Genomic DNA, 17612 nt, shown 5'->3' on the forward strand with positions numbered 1-17612 from the left:
GCTGAACAAGCAGATTCGAGGCGTCCTAGTCGTTGAAGACGGCGACGGCGCGGATCGGCGAACCCGTGCCGTTGCGGATGAACAAGGGCAGCCCGAAGTACAGGAACCGCTGGTTGACCACCTGGTGCAGGTTGGCAAGGCCCTCCGTGTTGACGATGCCGTACTCACCGCACACCTTGTGGCCGGAGAAGTCACTGTCGTCGGCGTGATCGATGGCGACATTGTCCACCGCGATGTTGACCACGCCTTTTTCGGCCAACCACAGCGCCGCGTCGCGGTTCAGACCGGTGTGCTTTTCGGTGTAGGCCAGGTTGGGATACGTCGCATCGCCGTAGCCGGTGTAGAGGATGACGGTGTCGCCCTTACGGATCTCCTGCCCGCTTGCGGCCAAGGCCGACTCCAGATCGGCAGGAGTGATGTATTCGGGGTACCGGACCGAGCGCAGGTCGAGGCAGATCGCCTCACCGTAGTAGTACTCCAGTGGCGACTTGTCGATGGTGGGCCCGTGCGGGTCATATTCGAACACGGCATCGGTGTGGGTGCCCGCGTGTTCGCTGATCAGCAGATTGTGCGCCTCGAAGCCGAGATGCGTGTTGTACGTGGTCTTGAACTGTTCGTGGGTTTGGTTGGTGTTAATAAAAGTCTTCTGGTGGCCGAACCACATCGGCATGCCTTCGAAGATCTCACGGGTGAGGTCAACCACTCGCAATGGGCGTTGCATGATGTCGGCACCGAACTTCGGGTAGCTGCGGGGCTCGTCAACAGTCGTCATATCTGTTCTCCAATTATGTTGTGATTGGGTCGATCTAGGCCTATCGGAACGGTCAGGTGGCGTCGGCGACCGGCACCGCGCGGGCGATCGGCTCTCGCTCCGGGGTGACGGTGGCCACCTGCGACATCAGGGCGTGCAGCCGTGCGACGTCATTCTCTTCGCTGACCGTGTCAGGGACGACAATGCTGCCTGGGATCGCATGCGCCAGGATTGAATAGAGCACTCCCCCGATGACCGCGGCGGAGATGAAGCTCAGGTCGATCCCGCCGGCCGCGTTGGCCCACGGCCCGACATAGAGAGTCGTGTTGACGAACATCATGCCGATGACGGTCGAGACCAGCCACGCTGCCATGCCCGCGATGTTCCAGCCCCGGCTGAACCAGTAGGCGCCACCGGCGATTCGCGGCTGCAGATTGAAAACCTGGAGATCCTGCGTGTAGTAGCGGCCGCGGGTGAAGGCATACCCCAGCAGGTTGATGACCAGCCACGGTGCGGTCACAACCAGCAGAAGGATCAGGAAAGCGGTGGCCGCTGCGACAAGGTTGTAGACGAAGGCCCCGATATAGACCAGCACCGTCCCCGCGGCTCCGATCAACAGCGTGGCGGGAACCCGCTTGAGCCGCGGAAAGATCGACGAGGTGTCCAGGCCGGTGCCGTATACGCAGAGGGCGGCTTGTGCGCAGGAACCGATCAGGGCGATGACAACGATCGCGGCGGTGAAGGCCGTCGGTGACACCGACACGAATCCAGCGACCCAGTCCGTCACGTCGGCGGGGAAGGCCATGGCGACGTAGATGGCGAAGCACAGCGCCACCGCACAGCCGAAGAACATGCCCCCACCGGCGGCGGCCACGACCACGCCGGGCCGGTAACGGCGAGCACTGATGTAGCGGGTGTAGTCCCCGACGTAGGGCGAGTACGAAATCGGCAGGGAGGCTGCCGTGGTCGCCGACAACAGCCAGGTGGCGGGATAACTGCCCAGCAGCAACTCTGTACCGGGTCCGGCGGCGACGAACTTCGGAGCGAGCACGACGACACCGACGAGCAGCAGAATTCCCATCGTCGGAACCAGAATTCGGTTGGCGAGTACGACGTTGGCATGTCCGTAGATCGCCACCAACAGCGTCAGGGCGGCGATGAGGGCGTAGGCCACAGCCGACACCGCGGCGCTGTCCGGCAACCCGACGAGTCTGTTCAGCCCGGCCACGAGCGCTTGGCCGCCGGTCCACACCGTCAGGGCGTAGAAGCCGATGGCAGTAAAGATACCCACCAGTGAGCCGACGATACGGCCGACCACCCCGAAGTGGGCACCACTGCTGACAGCACTGTTGGTGCCGGTGCGGGTGCTCAGCAATGCGAGCGGAGCGAACATCGCCGATCCGACCGCCAGACCGACCAGAGTGGAGGTGATTGAGCCCCACCACCCCAGCCCGAAGGAGACCGGCAAGTAGCCCAAAACGATGATCCCGAAGCACAATTGGGTTCCGAAGAAAACGGCGGTCAGCTCCCGGGGTCTGGAATGACGTTCGGCTTCGGGTATGTAGTCGACGCCACGGGTTTCGATGCGGCCGACCTGGTCGACGCCGCCGGCGGCGGGTGGTGTTGAGACAGACATGTCAAGCTCCTTAATGGGCGGCGGGGGTAGCGGTGAGGTTCGCAGCACAGTGACCGTGTTCGATGTGGGCTGCGAAGTCGGCGGGAAACAGGGAGCGGGCTGAATCGACCGGCGGCGTCGGCATGTCGATGAGGGAACACTTACGGGGCATGTCGACGACGAACTCTTCGACGTGGGTGAGTTTGTCCAGCAGCTCCCAGGATCCCTTTCCTGAGGCAACCTGCTGGACGGTCCGGTGATACGTCTGGGTTTTCATTCGGCAGGGCGGGCATTGCCCGCACTGTTGGCGCGCGAAGAAATCGGTGATCTCTTCGCAGATCTCGACGACACAGGTGCTGGTGGCCACAACCCGCACCGCCAGGCAGCCAGGTTGCGAACCGGCCGATCGAATGTCGGCGTCACACACCGCGATGTCGGCGGCGTCGGCCGTAATGAAACTGCTCGAGGGGCCCCCAGGCTGCACTGCCTTGAGTTCGCCATATCCACTCAGCCCGCCGGCACGGGCGATCAGGGTCGTGAACGTGTCCACGTCGGGCCGGATTTCGTATACCCCCGGGGCGACGACATCCCCTGTGACAGTTGCCAATCTGGTCCACACCGGGTCCGCGCCGCGCTGGGCTGCACGGATGATGCGCGCCAGATTGGCGAGCGTCTCCGCGTTGGCGACCAGGGTGGGCCGTCCGCCAATTCCTCGTTCGCTCGGGTACGGCGGCTGTCCGGTCGGTTTACCCTCGCCTCCGTCGACGACGTTGATCGCCGCGCTGGCCTCGCCGGCGACGTACCGATCCGGCGCAGTGACGACCCGGACCTCGACGTCGGGCAGCAGCAAATCGATGCCGCTTTCGGCCAATGCGGCTGTGAGGCTCTTCAATTCAGTCGTCGAAGTCGCGCTGACGTAGAACACCACATCAGTTGCGCCCAGAGCCGCCGCCGCGATCAGAGTGCCTTCGATGACGACGTGTGGATTGATGGATAACAGCGCGCGATCCTTTCCGCTGCCGGGCTCATCCTCAGCGGCATTGCACAGCACAGCACGTGGTGCCAGCTGGTCGAGCACTGCGGTGAACTTGCGGGCGAACGAAAAATGCGCTCCGCCCAGACCCGAGAGGGTTGTGCGGGCCAGCACGGCCTGACCCAGGTCAGGGTCGGCCACCACGGCGCCAAGGACGCGGTAGCCACCCTGGGCAAGGTAGTCATCGAGGCCGTACCTGCGTGGCGGCAACAACAGTTCAGTGGTCATCGGGTCAGTCCGACAGGCTCAGGTCGCCCGGCTTGAACCCTGCGTCGAGCATGTTGAAGATTTTGCGGGCGATGAAAGTGGAACTGCGGTCGATGCTTTCGATGGCAGCACCGCCATCGGCGTGGGCGATGATCGCCTCGGCGTGGGAGGGATCGACATCGCTGTAGAAGGCCCGCCGGTGTTCGATCAACAAGTTGGGACCCTGTTCACACGCGGCGAAGCAGATGTAGTCGTTGACCTCCACGTCGGAACCCGCCTCTTCGGCCGCAGCCCGGAGCCGGTCGCGAAGCTCCTCGGAGCCGCGCATGGCACAGTCGACGTTGACGCACACGTGGATGATTCGATCCTCGGAACTCAGGTCGTCATACACGGACATCGTCTCCGGGATCGTCAGCGTCCCAGGACAGCACGACCTGATCGGCGTCCCAGCGGGTGAAGTAGCCTCGGTAGGCCGAGACGACCTGGTTCAGGTCGCGACTGTCCCAGTCTCGACCCAGGTAGTCCGAGACGGTGGTGGCGTGGATCACCATGCGGTCGGGGACGTCGAGCAACACCATCCCAGGCATCTGGACGACCGACGCCGTGGGAATGTCTTGGACGACGGCAGCGACGATGGCATCGCATTCCTCGCCGGCCATCATTTCGATGCCCACCACCGAGCGAGCGACGTGCGAGCTCATACCGATACCTCCTCGAGTGCTGAAAGCATTGGCGTGGTGATGTGACAGTCCTTGAGCTGCGAGGAGATCCAGCTCAGCGGTTCGGCGAACACGTCCGCACTGGCCCCGCCGACGCCGGCCAGCTCAATCGCCGCTGAATGCGCTCGGGGGAGCAGATCGGCGACCCACTCGCCGATCAGGTCACGGTTGTGCACAGCGTGGAGCTCGTCACCGGTCAGCAATCGCAAGAATGCTGCCGCACTCTCCCGATGACGGGCCTTGTCCTCACCGATGCTTTGACATACAAAGGGCGTGAGACTGTCTCCGGCCGCCAACGACCCGGTAGTCAGAAGGGCGTTCGCGGCGGCGGTGTGCAGCGGTTCGAAGACGATGTCGGCCAGGATGATCGCCTTGCCCCAATCGAGGGTCGCCATGATCTCCTCGACGAGTCTGCGAGTGGGCTGGAATACAGAATTTTCCATCCACGCCGGCGCCGGATCGTCGAAACCGTCGTGGTGTTCGCCGTAAGCCATCGCGAGTCGGCCATAGAGCTGGGCGTGCCGAAGTTCGTCGAACATCATGAACGACGTCGCCCCGGCGATCCATGACGAGAGGGCGAACCGCGTGGTGTGCTGGTGCGTCACACACAGACCCCAGTCGGGATATTGCAGGGGCCCCAGCACATTCCGCAGCAACGTGACCCGGTCCGCCGTCACCGAGCCGAGTTGCGCATCGGCGGCAGCGAATTCGAACGCGGTGGCCACGCTGCGCCCCGCTCGGGATTGCTTCGTTGTGTAGGTGCGGTAGTAGAGCTTGTCCGGGCTGCGGTAGGCCTCCCAGTCGGTGCACCTCAACGCGGTGCTGTCGGAAGTCCAGACCTGATGGGCCGGGCGGTCGCCGTCGATGTGGTAGGGGGCATGCCACTGCAACAGCCGGGTGGCTTCCTCATATTCGTTCAGGCGACGAGAACCGTTGATCGGCATCCGAATTGCCTCGATGTCGATGTCCGGCTTGGCGGGTGCAGTGGTATCGGGAACAGGCTCGCCAATAGCGCGGACGTCGACGAGAGCACCATCGGTGATACCAAGATCGGCCAGCGTGGCGGTGGACACCGCACCTGGTACCACGAGCTCGACGACGCGTCCCTGTGCGGATCGGGCTGCGCCGACTCGGCCGAGTAGGTCAGCGACAGTGGGGTCGTCCCCGGCCAGAACGAACGCTTCCGGCGCGGCCTCCCCCACAATCCTCGAATAAATCAGCATGAATCAGCTCTCTGTGAGATAGGGCGTTTGGGCTTGGGTTACTAGATGGTGGCCGGCACCGGCATGGCCGGGAAGTAGCCGTCGGGCGCATGCGTGCCGCCTAGCGGCGTGCCGTCGGGGGTGATGTTGAGGAACTGTGCCACCCAGGTGGGGTCCTTATCGGCCAGCAGCAGCGCCGAGGGCTCGTTGCTGCGAACGTATTTCGCCGACTCCCGTCCGAAGATCCACTGGCATCCCTCGGAGCAGAACCAATATCGCTGTCCGGCATAGTCGACCGGATACGCCTTCGCGGTGGCCGGCTCGGGGAATGTGCACGGGAACTTGCACAGGTCACAGATCATCGGAAGGGTGTCTGCATCGACGACCGCGCCGTCGGCCGCCGCCCGCCAGAATGCCGCATGGCTGGGCCCGAAGGCCGGGTACTTGTCGTGCAACCAGGCCAAGTCATCCTCGGTTGGTTGGTGCACGTCGAACCACAACTGGTCACGGGTGGTGTAGAGGCTTCGCCAGATGGTGTGCGAGCCGTGCTCAACCTCGGCGAGCGCTTGGGCGAGATGGCGTGGCGGTTGCAGTCCGAACTGAGACAGTTCGGACACGTAGCCCTCGATGAAATCCTCGAGGACATAACGGCGGAACGCCTCCTTGTAGGAGATCGGCTTCTTCTTGGGGAAGTAGTCGAGTACCGGGCTGACCACGGCCAGCAGCAGGCGGTGGCAGCGCCAGAACCACTTGTCCATCCAGTCCTGGATGAGCGACAGGTTCGTGTCACCGAATTGCAGCATGGCTCGGGCGACCGACTGTCCGAGCGCCATATGCCGGGTCTCGTCGCTCTGAATGGTCAGGTGCGCCTGCCCGAATCCGAAGTCTCCGTTGGCAACTCCGGCGGCCGGGGCCGCGATGAACAGCAGGTTCGTGAACGCCGTCTCGAAGACCAAGTTGGTGCCGATGATCGCTTCGATCGGGTCCGTGGTGATCAGGTCCTCGAAGAACGAACGGTCACCTTGGAAGTACCAGTGTCGTTCGAAGAAGGTGATGCGGTCTTTGGGTAGCAGGAATCCGCTTTCGTGGTGTTTGGCGTAGTCCTTGGCTTGATAGATCGCCTCTTCGGCGTGACGGCGCTCATCCATGGCTTGGACCATCGACGCGATCCGGATCGCAGGCGCGGGGGCGAACCGTGCAACCCGAACATGCCCGCGATAGTTGTAGTACTCGCTGTAGGTCAAGGCAGTGTTGAACGACTTCATCGCCTCCACCCACCGAGGGTCGACGCGTCCGATATGCCCGAAGCGGGCTCCGGCGTCGCGCACGGCGTGAAACTTGTCCTCCTTCTCGGCCTGGATGCGGATGTAGTCCTCGAACAAGATCTGGAAAGGATCGTTGAACTTCTTCCAATCGGGCATCGAACAAGCTGTGCGCCACTCTTCTGGGATATAGGCGTCATCGCCGACATAGGTCGGATCCCAATGCAGGGAATGCGTCAGCCGCTGGTATTGCTCGCGGGACTTCATGAAAGCTCCAATCTCGGTTTATGCGCGTCGCCTGTACGTCAACCTTCATAACTTGAATCAAGGTTGTTCATATGGAGTTGCCGGTCAAAGGTTGTTGGAATTACTGAAGGTTAGAGCGCAGGTGTTACGGCTGCGTTCGCGAAAGTTTCAATCATGTTGCGGTAGATCCGTCCATTTGGGCTGCTCACGCCGTTCAGCACGAGTCGCATCACCGTCGACGGGGCGTGCGGCGTTAGGCTCGGTGAGCTGAGCGCACGGCTGACAGCACCGCGAAGGGAGGCCGGACGTGACGACGGATGTCACGGCAACCAACGGCCATCACGACGGCCATGTACCGCGCCGTTCGGGCCGCCCTCGGGCCGCCGCCAAGGAGGTTAAGCCACCTGCCGCCGACGGCCAGGGCATCTACATTCAGCAGGCCGCCCAACTTGTGGGCGCGACCCCCGTGCAATTGCGCGCGTGGGAGCAACAACAGCTCGTCACGCCGTCCCGTACGCCGTCAGGGTATCGGGTGTACTCGATCGCCGACATCGAACGCATGCAGCGCATCCAGTCGCTAACGGCTGGTGGGGTCAACGCCGAGGGCGTACGCCGGATCCTGAACGGACCGGGCTACTCGGCAGGGGTTCCTGCCGCGCTGACCGCTCCGTCTTCCCAATCGCGCAGCATCGGCAGCGCCATCCGCGACCTCCGTAAAGAACGCGGCCTGACACTGCGAGACCTGTCCAGTTCGACCGGGCTGAGCGCGTCCTACATCAGTTCGGTGGAACGAGGGGCTGCCGCGCCGTCGATCGCGTCGTTGCAGAAAATCGGTGCCGTTTTCAACACCAACGTCCTCGGCCTGATGTCCGAATCGTACGAAGCACCGTGCTCTCCGCTGGTTCGGGTCCACGACCGCCGCGTACTCGACAGCGACAAGGGTGTGCGGATCGAGGACTTGTCAACGGCCGGAAGCAACCTCGAGCCACTGCTTTTCACGTTCCAGCCCGGTTGCGGTAGCGACGGTGCGATCTCACACGAAGGCGAGGAGTTCTTCTACGTGATGAGCGGGCAGCTGTACCTATGCCTCGACGGCAGCGACGAGTACTACCTTAACCCCGGCGACTCGATGAGCTATCGCAGCGAACGCGCCCACGAATTTGGCAATCCCGGCGACGAGCCGACCACCGTCCTCTGGATCAATACGCCGCGCACCTTCTGAGCGCAGGCCGCACCGCCTCAGGCGATGAGTTCGATGACGTGGGCGTCCTGCACACCCAGGTAGCGGGCCGGCGTGCAGGTCAGCACGATCACCTGTCCGTTGTCTCCGACAGAGTCGAACACCGCACCCATCTTCGTCAGCCGGTCCGGGTCGGTGAAGCCGAGCGCGTCGTCGATGACAACCGGTACGGAGTCTTCCTTCGCGACCAGCGCCGCACCCGCCAGCCGGGCCAGAATGCCGAGTTGTTCTTTCGCCCCGCCGGACAGCGAGTCGTAGGGAACAGTCCGACCGTCCAAGGTGCGGTTGCAGATTCGCAGATCGCTGTCGATCTCGACTTCGAAGCTCGGCCCGAACACCGGACGGCCCAGCCGCTCGATCTCGCTGCGGAACGGTGCGACGTATCGCTGCCGGGTGTTGTCCCGGTGACGGGCCATCACCGACCGCAACAACTGTGCAGCCCGCGCCCGACGAGACACCCGGGAATGCTCGGCGAAGGCATGTTCGCGGGCGATCTGGGCGGTGTCGAGGCTGCCTTGTCGCCCCTCGTTGCCGATGATGCCGAGCTCGACGGTGATGTCATTGAGCGCCTGGCCCACCTGCGCGTGCTCACCCTCCAGCGCGGCGGCTGCGGAACTGGCCGCGGCGAGCTCCGCTTGTACGGCAGCGGGGTCGCAGGCGGCATACGCGCCGGCCAGCTCGGCCACCGCGGCATCGGCCTGGCGTTGAGCCTCGACGTCGGCCGCCGCCTGTGCGGCCAGCTGCTCGTCATCACTGCCGGCCCGCACCGCTGCCAGCCGCTCTCTCGCCGCCTCGAGTTCAGCACTGGCGTCGGTCACCTTGGCGCGCAGAACCGTTGCCGCAGTACTGCTTTCGGTTAGCCGAATGTTGGCACCCGCCATCGCCCGTTGATGCAAATCGGCGTCGGCACGTGCGGTTTCACGCGACTCGATGGCGCTCACGAACGCCGCGCGCGCGGCGGCGCCGTCGACACCCGCGGTCAGCAGGACAGGCGAGATCGCCTCACGCAGAGATGCCAGCCGCGCGCGCATCTCCACCGCCCCTTCGTCCTCGCACAATCCGGCCAGTGTCGCGGCCAACTGATCGCGATTGCTGACGAGTTCTCTGCGGCGCCGGTCGAGATCCCGCGCACCCTCGAGATCGCCGGCGCCGCCCTGCCGCAACGCTTCAGCCAGAATGTGCTGGGCCGCATCCAGTTTGGCCTGAACACTGGAGGTGGTTGCACCCGGATCGATCCGCACGCTGAGCACTCCGGGCAGCTCGACTGCTGTCGGCGACGAGGTCGGCGGCGCCCAGCTCTGCCCTGCAGCCAGCCGGATGGTCTGCTCCCCCACCGTCAGCTCGAGGTCGGTGGCCGCGGTGAACTCCACCGTCGTCGCGGTGGCGGTGAGCTGTGCCTGGATCCGCTCGACGAGCGCTGCAGCCGACTCGACATCGGCCATCACGTCGGCAGTCAGCGTGATCCCGGAGAGCTCCTGGGTCAGGGTGGCCAGCTGTTGCTCGATAGTCGCGATCCGCTCCAACCGCGCGGCGAGGCGCTGCGCCTGCTCGTCGGCGGCCAGCGCATCCACCACCCGCCGGGCCTCGTCGACGGTCTTCTCGGCGGCGGCGAGGGCAGCGGTCGACTCCGCCGTTGCCGCACAAGCCATTTCGACGACTTCGCGGGCAGTGTGTTCGGCCTCGATCGCGGCTGCCAGCCGCGACTGGATCTCGGCAACGGCCGCGGTGCGGGCTGCCACATCCTCGCGCAGGCGAGCCCGTTGCGCCTGCGCGGCGCTCGATGCGGCACAGGTGCCCTGCGCCGCGGTCGCCACCAGCTCAGCTTGGCGCAGCTGGTCGCCGAGCGCGGCCAGCGCGGTGGCCGCCGTCTGCGCGTCGGTCAGCCGCTGGGCGACACTCGGGCCGCGATCGGTGAGCGCGGCTTTCCGCTCGGCGAGGTCGGCATGCCTGCGCACCCGTTCATCGACTTCGGCGACCGCGGCCGCGCACCTGGCTACGTCCTCGTCGGCCGCACGCAGCTGCGCGATCGCCGCCGCCCACTCACCGGTCGGCCGGCCGGTCGCCGTGAAGTACTTGCCGTATTCGGCGTCGATCCGTTCGATCAGCAGGGGTTCGGTGCCCGAGAGTGCGGCGTCGTCGCCCGCCGCCAAATCCAGTGCCCGCGAGAGGGCGTCGCATTCGGACAGGTCCACCGCCGCCGTCGAGCCGGCCTGCAGAACCCGTTGCGCATGCCACAACTCGGTGTCCACCGTCTCCCCGAGCATGGCCAGGACCCGCTCGTGCGCCTCGTCTCCGGTGAGCTGTTCGCGTCGGGGCGCCGAGATCGTGAGTTCGGTCTCGCACTTCTTGTGGAAACGTTTCCGGTAGACGAAACGGTATGGCCCGGTGCTGATTTCGGCGAGCACCTCGGATCCGACGTCGGCGTGCGTCGGCTTGACCTGCTTGACGTCTTTCTTCGTCGAGCGGTCCTTCGATTCCAGCAGCAGGTCGAGCGCCTCGATCATCGACGTCTTGCCGATTTCATTGGCACCGCACACGACGACAACGCCATGGTCGGGAAACTGGATGTCGCGGTGGGTGATTCCGCGATAGTTGGTCAGGGCCAACCGGTGCAGTTTCATGCAGCACTCCCGCCCGCCAGCCGCAGCAACAGCCCGAGCGCGCTCTGGGCATCCTGGGCGGCTTCGTCGTCACCGGAGCGGGCGGTGCTGACCAACTCGTCGACGGCGGCCGCGGCGAACCCACCGATGCCGAGATCGTCGAACTCACCGTCGGCAGGCATGACTGCGATGTTGGTATGCCGTTCCCAGGTGCCCAGCCAGGCGAACAACCGAGCGTACTTGTCCAGGCAGGCATCCAGCGCCGCACGGTCGGTGACGGTCAGCGAGCCGGTCAACCCCAATCGCACGACAGTGCGGTCCTTGTCTGCCAGCAGATCCAGGTTGAGGTCGAGATCGGCGATGTCCCGGGTGTCGTCGACCTGGCGGTGCAACGTGACGAACCGCCACCGTCCGACATGGTGGGATTCGACGGTTACCTGATGCGCAGGGTCCGCCTCGTCGATGTCGACCAGCAGGACATGACCAGGATCGGCCTCGACGTCATCGAAGTTGGTCACTTCCGGCGAGCCCGAGTACCACACCCTGCGACTGTCACCGACGCAGGTGCGGGAGTGCTTGTCCCCCAAGGCGACATAGTGGACCGCGCCGCGATCGACAGCCTCGGCCACGGCGGCCATCCGGATCAGCGAGGACTTACCGGGATCGGGATCGAGCACGTCGACCCCGCCGTGGGCTACCAGCACGCGCGCGGTGCCGTCGGCCGGAAGGCCCGCCAGCACCGCGGCGGCCAGGTCGGTGGTCGGCGCCTTGGTGCGCCACGGCGCCGCGACCAACTGCACCCCGGGACGCACCTCCCAGACCCCGTCGCGATCCAGCACAGTGACGTTGTCCGGGCATTCGGCTCGGAACAGAGCACTGGTGTACACCGACGACGCGTCGAGAGGATCGTGGTTGCCCGGCAGCAGGTACACCGGAACACCGATGGCGCGCATCGCTTCCAGGGACTGGCTGACCACCTTGGGCGCAAGCTGGTTGTGCTCGAACACGTCACCGGCCGCGACGACGAACTCCGCGGAGGTCTGCCGCGCCAGCGCGCCGAGGCCGGCCACCGCATCGCGCCGGGCGGCCGAGTACCGCGGCTGGGCTTCACCTTCCAGGAAATGCCGCGTCATGCCGAGTTGCCAGTCGGCGGTGTGCAGAAATCGCATTCGCGGGCTCCTTCCTGTTCTCGGTGGGTGCTGCGGCGAGTGTAGGGCGCGGCGCCGACAAGTCCGTGGACCTCGTCCGGCATGTACCGATCGGGGTTTAGCCTGGGCCGGTGACTGCCGGAGAACGCACGCTCGTCCTGATGCGCCACGCCAAGTCGGACTACCCGAACGGGGTGCCCGATCACGACCGGCCGCTGGCGTCCCGCGGTATCCGAGAGGGCGGTCTCGCCGGCGACTGGCTGCGGGCCAACATTCCGGCGATCGATCTGGTGCTGTGCTCCACGGCGACCCGCACCCGCCAAACCCTCGAGCGCACGGGTATCACCGCGCCGGTCACCTACTCTCAACGGCTCTACGGCGCCACTCCGGGAACGATGCTCCTCGAAATCAACCAGGTGCCCGACGATGTCGCGACGCTGATGGTGGTCGGCCACGAACCGACGATGAGCCAGCTGTCACTCGGCTTGGCCGATCCCGACCGCTCGGATCGCGCCGCGGCCGAGGGCATCGCTATCAAGTACCCGACGTCGGCCATCGCGGTGCTGCGGGTGCACGTCGGCTGGGCGGCGCTGGAACTCAGCAGCGCCGAGCTGACCTCATTCCACGTGCCGCGCTAGGAGTTGGTGGCCAGCGTCAGTTCCATCAGCTTGATGGCCTGACCGCACGCGTCGATGCCGGGGGCCTGCGGGTTGACCCACCATCCGACGACACCGCCTGCATCGCTGGCGACGCCGCAGCCACCGTTGGGATCGCTGGTCCGCATCACGATCGACGGCACACCGGCGATCGACCGGTTCTCGATCTGGTACTTGAGGAACTGACCGACCGAACGCTCATTGTCGAGGCTGCCCTGCTCGTACCAGAAGCGGGTGATGTCGACCAGGCCGGCCGGGTTGGCGGCCTGCCAGCGGCAGACCGCACCGACGAAGGTGCTCTGGATGTCGAGCGGATCGGCGCCCACCGTCTTGGCCAGGATGTCGGTGGTGAGGACGTCACATTCCTTGAGCAGGTTCGGGTACTGCTGCGCCGAGTTGTCGTTGCGCGGCACGCTGCCCGAGCCCGACTTGGCCGCGGTGCCGTCCACCGTCTTGGCGCAGCCGCTGACCAGAACCAGCGCTGAGACCGCCGCCATCAACCCGGCGACCGACCGGCGCGGGCTCATTTGGAATTCACGATCGATTGGCGGGTCAATTCCTTGGCCACGTCGCAGGCCGGCGGGAAGGGCTTCTCGTTGAAGCTGACCGACCATTCGATGAAGTCGTCGTTGAACTGGATGCCGACCTCGCACAGGTTGTCCCCCAGAGTCGGATCGGTGCCGACGGCGATGAACCCGCTGTGGCCCTCGATGTTGATGTCCTCGACGCTGGTGCGCGACAGCTCCTCGGTCTTGCGTTCCCGCCCGATCGGGCTGCCCCGGTACCAGGTGAAGGAGAAGTGCGGCCCCAGGATCCCGCCGCCGGCCAGCCACTGGCAGCCGACGGAGTTCTTCGCCGTGTTCACCAAGCCGGTCACCCGCGTCTGCTCGGCCATCGTCTGATCGGTGATGCCACCGCATTCGGGGAACATCGGACCGTGTTTGGCGTTGGCCGACTGCGGCGCGGGAGCCTGCGAACTCTGTGGCTGGCCGGGGCCGCTGCCCGAGTCCGAGCATGCGCCGATAGAGGCCGCGATGGCTACCACCCCGGCGGCCAACGCGAGTTTGCGCGTCCCTGTCATGCGCACCTGCTGCAAGTCACAGCATGCACTGTAGCGGCAGGCCCTCGACACAACCACCGACAGGCCGCTTGACCTGGCGCTTTGCCGGAACCTTGGTGCAACAACTCCGGACACGGGTGCAACAACTTCGCGCGGCCAAGTTGAGGCGGTGTGCAACAGTAGCGAAATGCTCCTGGCACTGCTGAGACAGTATGTCCGGCCGTACCGGTGGCTGGTCGCCGCGGTGATGGCGCTGCAGACCGTCAGCACGCTGGCCTCCTTGTATCTGCCGACCGTCAACGCCGCGATCATCGACGACGGGGTGGCCAAGGGCGACACCGGACTGATCACCGAACTCGGGCTGGTCATGCTGGCCGTCACCGGACTGCAGGTGGTGTGCGCGGTGGTCGCGGTCTACTTCGGTTCCCGGACCGGCATGGGGTTCGGCCGCGACCTGCGCTCGGCGATGTTTCACCACGTCACCACGTTCTCCGAGCGGGAGACCGCGCGGTTCGGGGCGCCGTCGCTGCTGACCCGGACGACCAACGACGTCCAGCAGATCCAGGTGCTCATCCAGATGACCACGACGACACTGGTGACGGCACCGATCATGTGCGTCGGCGGCATCATCATGGCGATCCATCAGGACGCCGGGCTGTCGTGGCTTCTACTCGTCAGCGTTCCGATTCTGGCGCTGTCCAACTTCTGGATCGTGTCGCGGATGCTGCCGATCTTCCGCAGCATGCAGCGGCTGATCGATGGCATCAACCGGGTGATGCGCGAACAGCTCTCGGGTATCCGGGTGATCCGGGCGTTCGCCCGGGAACCGTTCGAGCGCGACCGGTTCGCGGTCGCCAATGCGGCCGTCTCCAACACGGCGCTGGCCGCCGGCAAGTGGCAGGCGCTGATGCTGCCGGTGACCACCTTGACCATCAACATCTCCAGCGTCGCCCTGATCTGGTTCGGCGGCCTGCGCATCGACTCCGGACACATGCAGGTGGGCTCGCTGATCGCGTTCCTGTCCTATTTCATGCAGATCCTGATGGCCGTGCTGATGGCCACCCTGATTCTGGTGATGCTGCCCAGGGCCTCGGTCTGCGCCGAACGCATCACCGAAGTTCTGAACACCGAGCCTGCGATCAGCAGCCCCGCCTCGCCACAGCTCCCGGACGGCGGTATCCGCGGTGCGGTCACTCTCGACAATGCGACGTTCTGCTACCCGGGTGCGGAGCGCCCTGTGCTGGAGGATGTTTCGCTGACCGCGCGGCCCGGGACGACGACGGCGATCGTCGGGAGCACCGGGTCCGGGAAGTCGACGCTGATATCCCTGATCTGCCGGCTCTACGACGTCACCGACGGCGCGATCCGGGTCGACGGCATCGACGTACGCGACTACGACCCCGAGCACCTGTGGGCCACCCTGGGTCTGGTTCCGCAGCGGGGGTATCTGTTCTCCGGCACCGTCGCCGACAATTTGGCGCTCGGCGCGGCCCCCGGACAGGTGGTGGACGACGACGAGATGTGGTGGGCGCTGCAGGTTGCCGCGGCCGACGACTTCGTCCGCGCCCATCCCGACGGTCTCGAGATGAGGGTCGCGCAGGGGGGCATCAATTTTTCCGGCGGGCAACGCCAGCGGCTGGCGATCGCGCGCGCGGTGATCCGGCGTCCGGCGATCTACCTGTTCGACGACGCGTTCTCCGCACTCGACGTTCACACCGACGCCCGGGTGCGAGCCGCGCTTCGTGAAGAATCCGCGACGTCCACGGTGATCATTGTCTCCCAGCGCATTTCGACCGTCATGCACGCCGACACCATCGTCGTGATGGATGGCGGCCGGGTGGTCGGGGCAGGAACCCACGACACGCTGCTCGCCGAGTGTCAGACGTATGCGCAGTTCGTCGACTCCCAGTCGGTCGACGTCGGCGTCGGGGGCGGCCAATGACCGGGCCGGCGTTCCGTGGCGGCGGCATGCGCGCGATGAGCCAAGACCCTCGACAGGCCCGATCGCGCGACTTCACCGGTTCCGCGCTGCGGCTGATCCGGCGGCTGACACCGCACCGGTGGCCGACCGCCGCCGTCATCACTTTGTCCATCGCCGGGATCGCGCTCGGTGTCATCGGTCCCCGCATCCTCGGGCACGCGACCGACCTGTTGTTCAACGGAGTCATCGGCCGGCAGCTGCCGGCCGGGATCACCAAAGACGAAGCCGTCGCGGCGGCCCGCGCGCGCGGTGACACCACGTTCGCCGACCTGCTGTCCGGAACCAATGTGGTCCCCGGCCGTGGGGTTGACTTCACCGCGGTGGGCCACACTCTGCTGTTGGCGCTTGCGCTGTACGTGGTTGCCGCACTGTTGATCTGGGCGCAGGCCCGGCTACTCAACGTGATCGTGCAGCGCACCATCACCGCGCTGCGCGCCGAGGTCGAAGACAAGATCCACCGGTTGCCGTTGTCCTACTTCGACTCCCGGCAGCGCGGCGAGTTGCTCAGCCGCGTCACCAACGATGTGGACAATATCCAGACCTCGGTGTCGGTGACGATCAGCCAATTGCTGACATCGGTGCTGACCGTGCTTGCGGTGCTGGCCATGATGCTGAGCATCTCGCCGCTGCTGGCATTGATCACCGTCGTGACGGTTCCGTTGTCGCTGTGGGTGACCCGGGTGATCGCACGCCGATCGCAGCGGATGTTCATCGCCCAGTGGACCAACACCGGCAGGCTCAACGCTCACATCGAGGAGACGTACAGCGGCTTCACCGTGGTCAAGACCTTCGGGCACCGGGCCGCCGCCCAGGAGAAATTTCGTGAGTTCAACTCGGACGTCTACCACGCAAGCTTTGGTGCACAGTTCTTTTCCGGCCTGGTCTCCCCCGCGACGACGTTCATCGGGAACCTGAGCTATGTCGCGGTTGCCGTGGTGGGCGGTTATCAGGTCGCCACCGGCCAGATCACGCTGGGCAGCATCCAGGCCTTCATCCAGTACGTCCGCCAGTTCAACCAGCCGCTCACCCAGGTCGCCGGCATGTACAACACGCTGCAGTCCGGGGTGGCCAGCGCCGAACGGGTCTTCGACTTTCTCGACGAGCCCGAAGAACCGCCGGACGTACCAATGGTGTTGGCCGGCAACGGTGGCGGGCGCGTCGAATTCCAGAATGTGTCGTTCAGCTATCGACCCGACACTCCGGTGATCGAGGACCTGTCGCTGGTCGCCGAGCCGGGCAGCACAGTCGCGATCGTCGGTCCGACCGGGGCAGGCAAGACCACCCTGGTCAACCTGTTGATGCGGTTCTACGACGTCGACGCCGGGAGGATCCTGCTCGACGGTACCGATATCAGAGACGTCAGCCGGGAGTCGCTGCGCTCACAAATCGGGATGGTTCTGCAGGACACCTGGCTGTTCGGCGGCACGATCGCCGAGAACATCGCCTACGGAAGGCCCGGCGCAGGTGAGGACGAGGTCATCGAGGCGGCGCGGGCGGCCTACGTCGACCGATTCGTCCACACGCTGCCCAACGGCTATGAGACCCGGGTCAGCGATGACGGCGGCAACATCAGTGCCGGCGAGAAGCAGCTGATCACCATCGCGAGGGCGTTCCTGGCCCGCCCCCAGCTGCTGATCCTCGACGAGGCCACCAGTTCGGTGGACACCCGTACCGAACTGCTGATCCAGCATGCGATGACCAAATTGCGCCGGGACCGAACCAGTTTCATCATCGCCCACCGACTATCGACCATCCGCGACGCCGACAGCATCCTTGTCATGGAAGCGGGCCGGATCGTCGAAACCGGAAGCCATGCTGAATTGCTGGCCCGGCGCGGGGCCTACTACGCAATGACGCAGGTTTAACGGGCCACTGCGGAAATTGTCGTAAAC

The 17612-nt window shown here is 65.3% G+C and carries 15 protein-coding genes; 4 read left to right on the top strand and 11 right to left on the bottom strand.

Translation table 11 applies throughout. The features are described from left to right. Positions 1-25 precede the first annotated feature (25 nt). Genes BST42_RS26465 through BST42_RS26495 form a run of 7 tightly spaced genes read right to left on the bottom strand, consistent with a single transcriptional unit; the run spans position 26 to position 7056 of the window. Positions 26-772 (bottom strand): cyclase family protein, encoded by a 747-nt coding sequence (locus tag BST42_RS26465; RefSeq protein WP_207569582.1) that lies wholly within the window; start codon positions 770-772, stop codon positions 26-28. Positions 773-824: 52 nt separating this feature from the next. Then, a complete protein-coding gene (locus tag BST42_RS26470) occupies positions 825-2387 on the bottom strand; it encodes a purine-cytosine permease family protein (RefSeq protein ID WP_083122680.1) in 1563 nt (520 codons plus the stop codon). 10 nt (positions 2388-2397) lie between these two features. Continuing rightward, positions 2398-3627 (bottom strand): NADH-ubiquinone oxidoreductase-F iron-sulfur binding region domain-containing protein, encoded by a 1230-nt coding sequence (locus BST42_RS26475; protein ID WP_083122681.1) that lies wholly within the window; start codon positions 3625-3627, stop codon positions 2398-2400. Positions 3628-3631: 4 nt separating this feature from the next. Further along, the gene (locus BST42_RS26480; RefSeq protein WP_083122682.1) at positions 3632-4003 is read right to left on the bottom strand and encodes a (2Fe-2S) ferredoxin domain-containing protein; all 372 of its coding nucleotides are present in this window, start codon (positions 4001-4003) and stop codon (positions 3632-3634) included. Continuing rightward, complete coding sequence (locus BST42_RS26485; RefSeq protein ID WP_083122683.1) at positions 3990-4307, bottom strand: MmoB/DmpM family protein; 318 nt, start codon at positions 4305-4307, stop codon at positions 3990-3992. Before BST42_RS26485 ends, BST42_RS26480 begins: the two co-directional genes overlap by 14 nt. Further along, a complete protein-coding gene (locus BST42_RS26490; RefSeq protein ID WP_083122684.1) occupies positions 4304-5548 on the bottom strand; it encodes a ferritin family protein in 1245 nt (414 codons plus the stop codon). Before BST42_RS26490 ends, BST42_RS26485 begins: the two co-directional genes overlap by 4 nt. A gap of 41 nt (positions 5549-5589) precedes the next feature. Further along, positions 5590-7056: a YHS domain-containing protein gene (locus tag BST42_RS26495; RefSeq protein ID WP_083122685.1), complete on the bottom strand. Its 1467-nt coding sequence runs from the start codon at positions 7054-7056 to the stop codon at positions 5590-5592. A gap of 286 nt (positions 7057-7342) precedes the next feature. On the opposite strand from BST42_RS26495, the gene BST42_RS26500 reads away from it, so the two are divergent. Further along, positions 7343-8257: a cupin domain-containing protein gene (locus BST42_RS26500; RefSeq protein WP_083122686.1), complete on the top strand. Its 915-nt coding sequence runs from the start codon at positions 7343-7345 to the stop codon at positions 8255-8257. 17 nt (positions 8258-8274) lie between these two features. Here BST42_RS26500 and BST42_RS26505 read toward each other — a convergent pair whose 3' ends face one another. Together BST42_RS26505 and BST42_RS26510 are read right to left on the bottom strand one after the other, a co-directional pair. Then, a complete protein-coding gene (locus BST42_RS26505; RefSeq protein ID WP_083122687.1) occupies positions 8275-10896 on the bottom strand; it encodes an AAA family ATPase in 2622 nt (873 codons plus the stop codon). Continuing rightward, positions 10893-12044, bottom strand: a complete 1152-nt coding sequence (locus BST42_RS26510) for a metallophosphoesterase family protein (RefSeq protein WP_083122688.1) — start codon at positions 12042-12044, stop codon at positions 10893-10895. The genes BST42_RS26505 and BST42_RS26510 overlap by 4 nt, the downstream gene beginning before the upstream one ends. Positions 12045-12184: 140 nt before the next feature. Here BST42_RS26510 and BST42_RS26515 point away from each other — a divergent pair, with 140 nt between their 5' ends. Beyond that, the gene (locus BST42_RS26515) at positions 12185-12661 is read left to right on the top strand and encodes a SixA phosphatase family protein (RefSeq protein ID WP_083122718.1); all 477 of its coding nucleotides are present in this window, start codon (positions 12185-12187) and stop codon (positions 12659-12661) included. On the opposite strand, the gene BST42_RS26520 is transcribed toward BST42_RS26515, so the two are convergent. Continuing rightward, positions 12658-13176 (bottom strand): DUF3558 domain-containing protein, encoded by a 519-nt coding sequence (locus BST42_RS26520; protein ID WP_435406072.1) that lies wholly within the window; start codon positions 13174-13176, stop codon positions 12658-12660. The genes BST42_RS26515 and BST42_RS26520 overlap by 4 nt on opposite strands. A gap of 26 nt (positions 13177-13202) precedes the next feature. Beyond that, positions 13203-13760 (bottom strand): DUF3558 domain-containing protein, encoded by a 558-nt coding sequence (locus BST42_RS26525; protein ID WP_083122690.1) that lies wholly within the window; start codon positions 13758-13760, stop codon positions 13203-13205. 166 nt (positions 13761-13926) lie between these two features. On the opposite strand from BST42_RS26525, the gene BST42_RS26530 reads away from it, so the two are divergent. Beyond that, positions 13927-15681, top strand: a complete 1755-nt coding sequence (locus tag BST42_RS26530) for an ABC transporter ATP-binding protein (RefSeq protein ID WP_083122691.1) — start codon at positions 13927-13929, stop codon at positions 15679-15681. Then, positions 15678-17585: an ABC transporter ATP-binding protein gene (locus tag BST42_RS26535; RefSeq protein ID WP_083122692.1), complete on the top strand. Its 1908-nt coding sequence runs from the start codon at positions 15678-15680 to the stop codon at positions 17583-17585. Before BST42_RS26530 ends, BST42_RS26535 begins: the two co-directional genes overlap by 4 nt. The last annotated feature ends 27 nt before the right edge of the window (positions 17586-17612 follow it).

The sequence above is a fragment of the Mycolicibacterium rhodesiae genome, assembly GCF_002086695.1.
Taxonomy (GTDB): Bacteria; Actinomycetota; Actinomycetes; order Mycobacteriales; family Mycobacteriaceae; genus Mycobacterium; species Mycobacterium rhodesiae.